The organism is Moorena sp. SIO4E2, assembly GCF_010671945.1.
In the GTDB taxonomy this organism is placed as follows: Bacteria; Cyanobacteriota; Cyanobacteriia; order Cyanobacteriales; family Coleofasciculaceae; genus Moorena; species Moorena producens.
Map to the genome: position 1 here is coordinate 1 of NZ_JAAHIE010000059.1, position 6869 is coordinate 6869.

Consider the following 6869-nt stretch of genomic DNA (forward strand, 5'->3'; position numbering starts at 1 on the left):
GCAATATAGTCCCCTGAAGCATGGGATAATCCACGATTACGAGCTCGGTTGACACCCGCATTGGGATAGGAAAAAATTTTTAATTTATCATGTTTGATGCTAGAAATTATTTGCCATGTGGAGTCTTGGGAGCCATCATCAATGACAATTATTTCAAAATCCGTAAATGTCTGATTTAAAACAGATTCAATCGTCTGTTTGATAGTTTGTTCGTCATTATAAACTGGTATAATTATAGAGATTAAGCTGGTCTTCATTTAAATTTCATGGTTCTGACAGTAAGGGAGTAGGGACTAAGCGTAGGGTGCGTTAGGGACGGGCTCGCCCTGATGTTCACGGTGGCCAGTATTGGGAAAGCCCGTCCCGTAACGCACCACCGGGTGAAACTGATAGCTGATAGCTGATAGCTGGTAGCTGATAAATGATAACTGACAATGCTATATTGACTTAGCTCTATGGTTCATCAGCACTTTAATAGTTTCTTCTGGAGCATTTTGCTGCTTCAAATAGTTTTTGAGGGTTGTTTCGGTTTTATTTTTTAATAAAAAATCGCTGACTAACAGTTTAATAACTTGCCTAACATATAAAATAGCATACCTCCAGAAAGGGACATGGTGTGAGTCTTGATAAATTATATTGACCATATGCCAGATATTATAATTTGACTTTAAAGTAGTGAATCCTTTCAAAATTTTTAGTCTTTTGGCTTTATCCGGTTGGATATACCATTGTAGTAAAGGGGGCATATAACGAATCAAGTCATTTACATTATAATCAGTAGTGGCTTGGAGTCTACTTGACAAAATCACGTTAAAGCCTGATTTATTAGCACGACTAACAAACTCAAAGTCACCGCCGTAATGTCGGAATCTATCAGCATCTGGAAACCCAATTTTATCCACCACTACTCTAGGGATGATAGCTATATTACCATTTAGGGTATCGACTGACCTAGCCTCTGCTGTCGCAAAATAATCCATACTCCGAATTGGCTGTTTTTTATGCATGCCACTGAACACAATCCAATCGGAATAGGTTTTATCCCGGACAATACCCCCAACAATAGTCTTCTGGTACAGTGGAGACTGACAAATGTCAATCAGGTTGTTCAGGAAATTGTCTGACAGAGAAATATCATCATTTAGCCACACTAGGTAATCGGAGTCTAATTTATCTATGGCATAGTTCATCCCCATACAAATCCCACCTGTCCACCAAAGATTGCCATCTCCTTCAATTAAGTAAACATTTTGAAATTCACTTCTAATCATGTCTGGTGTACCATCTGTGGAACCATCATCTACTATGATGACTGAGATAACTGAGATATTATCGGTATTTGCTTGAGGAATTTGCTGAAAAATTTGACTCAGAATATTCTGAGTATAGTGTTGCCTATTTCTAACTGGAATAATTAAGGATATTTGGGTCATGATAGCAAAGGGAATAGGGAATAGGGAATAGGGAGTCGGGAGCGGTGCGACCCGTGGCGAATTTAATTCGACGACTGTAAGCGCACCGAGGGAGTCGGGAGTCGGGAGTCGGGAGCAGAAAAAAAATCTGAAAAATACTGTTATTTAGTAAGCATTTAGCCGTCAGTTGTCAGGCGTTAGTTTAAAATAAACCTATGCAGGCCTATGGCCACGCTATGGGAACGGGACAATTTAATAGTTCGAGATTTTAGAGAATTGAAAGTCTGGAGATTTGCCCATCAAAGCATTAAGCTGATAGCTGATAGCTGATAGCTGATAGCTGATAGCTGATAGCTGATAGCTGATAACTTAGGTTATTTATTATAAGGATTGTGTAAAAGCTTTCTAATAGTAAAAAATGGACTGAGGAAACTGCCCCAGAATAATTCTAGTTGAAAGGCGGCAATGAGATTAGTTTTAAATTGTCCTCGATACTTAAGGAAATGTAGGATAAATCGGCGCAAATTTCCCAATAAGGTTCTGGTAATTACTATAGGCTTTTGCCAAAAGGTAGTATTAATCAGACGGAGCTGACAGGTAGCTAAACCACAACCACGAGCGAGAGTGAGTAAGTAATCTCTCTGAAGACGCCACTGGGGAATCTGATGATAGCTATGCATGGCGGGGTTATACCAAATTTCCCAACCTGCTTTGTACATATACAGCAATGGCTCATAATCATCTCCCTGGACGAATAATCCGGGCAGTTTGCCTGTCAAACTGGGACGAGGTGGCACACTATCGAGCCAAGCTTGTCTACGAACGACTAAGCTTGCCCCTGGGGGTAGTCTGATGTGTTCAGGTTGAAAGGGATGGGGGTTTGGTCCATGTTCCCGAATTGCCAGAAATTGCTTGATGGGTTCAAAATTTTCTGGGGGTTCGACTTCAAAATCACCATGAATTTGACCACTGTAGGCTCCTGCCTTAGGATACTCTTGACCAAAGCCATAGGCTGCAGCAATCCAGTTGGGATCAGGTAAATTGTCATCATCTAAAAAACCGATTAATTCACCTTTAGCCTCCTGGACAGCTCGCAACCTGGCAAATGCTGATCCTTGTTCGAGTTCAAAACAATATCTTAAGGGGACAGATACATCCCAATTGCTTTGATAGTTCTGAATAACTTGGGCAGTATCATCGCTACTATTGTTGTCAACGACAATAATTTCCCAACTGATGGGGTTTAGGAAAGTTTGCGATCGCAGTCCCTGGAGCAGTAATGGTAAACGCTTCGCCCCATTATAGGTCGGAATCGCTACAGTGAAGTCAACAGACATAGAACTAGCTCATTTGGCTTTGTTAGGAAATCACCACAAATTGGCCAATTTGGCTCAACTAAGAGAACCATAATTTGATATCCTGAGATATCGTGATTGGTGATTTGAGATTGATGGAGAGAACCTCCTTCACCCACTCAATCATAATTATGATCAAATAAACAACTCTATTTTCCTAGAATTCAAGGGCGATCTCATTGGCCAGCATGGGTGAACTTACCCATATAACTCGTGGTCTAACGTTCAAACCCCTTAAACCCGGGACAAAACCGGATTTAGTGTTACAAATCAGACATTGACGTTTGGCTAGCGCTAGAGTATAACTAAAATATTAGGACTTAACCATTGACGATGCCCAAAGAAATAGGAGCAACCAAGAAAATATCGACTCAGATTGTCCCCGTAGTGGGGATGACTAAGTCAATTGAACTTGAGTTGTTCTCTATTATGAAAAAGCTAAAAGTCGTCAGGGCAGAGTATTACAATAAGCTAGGCAGCATAAATCACTGGGGGATGGACTGGAAGAAGGCTATCCCTGAAATTAAGAGTTTTAGAACTCCCGATACCTTAGGGTTGCCTGCCAAGCTAATGGATTGGACAATCAACGACTGTGCAAAAGCCATAACAGCCCAACAGGCAGCTTGTTCTGCTGCTGTAATAAAAAAGATATACAACAGATTCTCAGGAAAAGAGAATCAAAAGACTAGGAAAGAGCTTTGTAAGAAGCTTAAGACTTTAGAGTTTCTGAATGTTCCACTTTTACACAGGCTGGTTAGAAAGGAATTTCAAAGAGGTCATTCTTGGGTTGATCACCAAATTGTTTATCAGCAGGCAGGGTACAAATGCCAAAGACTCTCTCGTAACACCTATCAACTAGAACTAGCCGGGTTAACAAAGGGTAAAAGGAACAAGGTAATTGTTAGAAGCAATCGAAAAATAAAAGGCCAGATTAGACTGGTATACAACCGGTTGTTGCCAAGGTTTGAGGTTCATTTTTTAGTTAATCATGGAAAGGTAAAAGCCATTGTTGAACGCCGCCATGTAGGGGTAGACAAGGGCTACACGGAAGCTTTCTATGATTCAGATGGCCAAGTTCACGGAAAGGGATTAGGAAAGGCCATCACCAAAAAATCTGACCGTATCTGTGCTAAAAGTCGAAACAGAGGGAAGCTTTGGGCTCTTCATAGAAAGCTTGAGAAAATTGACCCAGCTAAGTCGGCTCGAATATTAGAGAACAACCTAAGCCGAAAAACTGAGAATCGACGATACAGGAAAAATCAATCAGAACTCACAGCTAGAGTAGGAGCCGCCTCTAAATCTCTTTTTGATGGGAAACCATTGAAAGTATTTGCTGTTCGCGAAGCGTGGCCAACGGCCTTAGATTTGACACAACCGTTTAAAAATAAACGCCAGTCCAAAGCCATGTCCCGCCAACTTAATAGTTGGATCAAAGGAGTAATCAGGGACTCTTTGCAAAAATGGGCTAATTGGACTGGGTCGGTTGTTATAGAAGTCCAGCCTAGTTACACGTCGCAACTTGACTCCGTGACTGGAACCCTGCTAGGGAAAAGAAACGGGGACATTTTTACCAGATTTGATGGGGTCGTGTTACAGGCTGACCACAATGCTGCTAAAAACATCCTTGATCGAGGTACAGACAAGGAGATTTCTCGGTACTCTTCTAGAGCTGAGGTTCAATCAGTGTTGTTGCGTCGTACCGCGCGTTTCTTGGGAGGTATGGGACTGAGTTTAGCTGACGCAGTCGAGCTGGGATGGCTTGATTCTAAGCATACTACAACTCAGGCTTTTAAGAAACTCCTGGTCGAGATGCCAGGAACGTCCAGAAAGACAGGTGGCAGGCTCAACTCCAATTGCCGCACTTACCACCTCTCACTCGGACAACAATAGATTGCACCTTGACCGGCTTATTCGGGTTTGTCCCAACTAATCCCGGTTTAAGAGTATCTCTAGACAAGGTAAGGGACATGCAGGGTGTTTACAAATTATTTTCCCTTACCCAAAAACCTTTGAGATGGACGTCATTAGCTAGAGCCATTGACTAGCAGAAGGTAAGGGAGATGCAGGGTGTTTATAAAATTATTTTCCCTTATCCAAAAATTTTTTGAGTGTTGACCGTTGACTATTTAGTGTTGACTGTTGACTGTTTTTGTTTGACTATTTAGTGTTAACTATTTATTATATAATATTGATTATTGACTGTTAATAAACAGCAATATTGCTAGCATTTCCTACTTACCAAGAGTCATCTACCGTGTTATTCAACTCATACGCTTTCATCTTCGGCTTTCTTCCCATTACCCTGGTGGTTTTTTTTGGCTTAAGTCGCTTCCGTTTGGTTAAAGCTACCTGGGTATGGATGACGTTAGCATCCCTATTTTTTTATGGTTATTGGAAAATTGCTTATCTGCCTCTGCTCCTAATTTCAATTAGTGGTAACTATGTCATTGGCAAACAGATAGAGAAGCTAGTAATTTTGTTAGAAGAAGGAAGTGGAGAGGATAGTCCGGCTCCCACGACCGTGAATAACATGTCGATCAGCTTCAGAGGAAGAGGGGAAGGAGAGGAAGGAAATTTAGCTGTAATTTCTCCCAATAAAAACAATAACATCTCAAACCTAGTTTCCAAAGTAGTTAGTTATAAACAGCAAACTAAACTCCTGCTTTGGATAGGAATTTGCTTTAACCTAGCGATTTTGGGCTATTTCAAATATGCTAACTTTTTCGTAGATTCATTAAACCATATTTTTGGGACAAATATCACTATTCCTACCATCTTACTTCCCTTAGCGATTTCTTTTTATAGCTTTACCCAAATTGCCTATATTGTTGATGCTTATCGTGGGGAAACGAAAAAGTGTAGGTATAATTTTATGACCTATAGCCTGTTTGTGTCTTTCTTTCCCCAACTCATAGCCGGTCCAATTCTCCGTTACGATGAACTATTGCCCCAGTTTGAGAAGTTACGCAATAGCCTGTTTTCCTGGAAAAACATGGGAATGGGGCTAAGCCTATTTATCCTAGGCTTAGGTAAAAAAGTTGCGATCGCAGATAATCTATCCCCCTGGGTAGCCACTATTTTTAACAATAGTGACCAACTCAGCTTTGTAGAAGCCTGGGTGGGAGCATTGAGTTATACCTTTCAACTGTATTTCGATTTTTCCGGCTACTCTGACATGGCAATTGGCTTAGGGTTAATCACAAATATCCGCCTACCGATTAACTTTAATTCCCCCTACAAAGCGAGATCTATCAGTGACTTCTGGCGACGTTGGCACATCACTTTGTCGAATTTTCTCCGGGATTACCTCTATATTCCTCTTGGTGGTAATCGTCGCGGTCGTCTACGTCAATATGGTAACTTATTAGCTACAATGCTTCTCGGAGGATTGTGGCATGGTGCTGGCTGGACATTTGTGATTTGGGGGGGACTCCATGGCTTATTTCTGGTAATTAATCATAGGTGGCGGCAAATGAAGCTATCGATGCCAAAAATTCTAGCCTGGATGCTGACATTTTTAGCAGTGGTAAGTACGTGGGTATTGTTTCGGGCAACTAGTATTAGTGATGGTCTAGGAATATTACAGGCAATGGTAGGACTCAAGGGCGTTATCTTGCCTACTACTTATCAAAATACCTTGGGTTGGTTAACCCCCTTAGGCATCCAATTTCAGGAGTGGCAAGATATGAAACGTCTTCTGCCACCTATAGGGTTAGAAAAGACCTTCATGGTACTCTTCGGACTAATCCTAGGGGTTACCTTTTTGCCTAATACCCAGCAAATCATGAAACACTTCAAGCCTAGCTGGTACTGGGCCACAGCTATTGGCTTAATCGCTACATTTTGCCTACTATCTCTTAACCGAGTTTCCGAATTTCTTTACTTCCAGTTTTAAGGTGAGCTATCAGCTTAAGCGCTACGCGCACGCTACGCGAACAGCTATCAGCCATTCCCGTAGCGTGGCCAAGGCTGACGGCTGACCGCTGACCGCTGAATGCTTACGTTTTACTGAGATCTTGCACCATTGTCATTAATCTTCGGGTGGGCAGTGCCTACCAACGTGGTTTGCAAGCTTCATTATCTGTCTGGTGCACTGCCCACC

The 6869-nt window shown here is 41.7% G+C and carries 5 protein-coding genes; 2 read left to right on the forward strand and 3 right to left on the reverse strand.

Going from position 1 to position 6869, the window contains the following annotated elements; all coding sequences use genetic code 11:
• The 3 genes from F6K37_RS09495 to hpsE all read right to left on the reverse strand — a co-directional run.
• On the reverse strand, nt 1-257 hold a 257-nt coding region (locus tag F6K37_RS09495; RefSeq protein ID WP_287249742.1), incomplete at its 3' end, for a glycosyltransferase family 2 protein.
• Nucleotides 258-437: 180 nt separating this feature from the next.
• Nucleotides 438-1433, reverse strand: a complete 996-nt coding sequence (locus tag F6K37_RS09500; RefSeq protein WP_287249744.1) for a glycosyltransferase family 2 protein — start codon at nt 1431-1433, stop codon at nt 438-440.
• 353 nt (nt 1434-1786) lie between these two features.
• Entirely contained in the window at nt 1787-2749 is a 963-nt protein-coding gene (gene hpsE / locus F6K37_RS09505; RefSeq protein WP_287249746.1) for a hormogonium polysaccharide biosynthesis glycosyltransferase HpsE, read from the reverse strand.
• Between the two features lie 351 nt (nt 2750-3100).
• Between hpsE and F6K37_RS09510 the strand changes: the two genes are divergently transcribed.
• Both F6K37_RS09510 and F6K37_RS09515 read left to right on the forward strand, forming a co-directional pair.
• Nucleotides 3101-4657, forward strand: coding sequence for a zinc ribbon domain-containing protein (locus F6K37_RS09510; RefSeq protein WP_287249748.1), 1557 nt, complete (start codon nt 3101-3103; stop codon nt 4655-4657).
• Nucleotides 4658-5021: 364 nt separating this feature from the next.
• Nucleotides 5022-6662: an MBOAT family O-acyltransferase gene (locus tag F6K37_RS09515; protein ID WP_287249750.1), complete on the forward strand. Its 1641-nt coding sequence runs from the start codon at nt 5022-5024 to the stop codon at nt 6660-6662.
• Nucleotides 6663-6869: the final 207 nt, after the last annotated feature.

What these genes read in the sequence shown, in the direction of transcription:
- hpsE (WP_287249746.1), bottom strand. Translation starts at nt 2,749, where the DNA reads ATGTCTGTTGACTTCACTGTAGCGATTCCGACCTATAATGGGGCGAAG.
- F6K37_RS09510 (WP_287249748.1), top strand. Translation starts at nt 3,101, where the DNA reads ATGCCCAAAGAAATAGGAGCAACCAAGAAAATATCGACTCAGATTGTC.
- F6K37_RS09500 (WP_287249744.1), bottom strand. Translation starts at nt 1,433, where the DNA reads ATGACCCAAATATCCTTAATTATTCCAGTTAGAAATAGGCAACACTAT.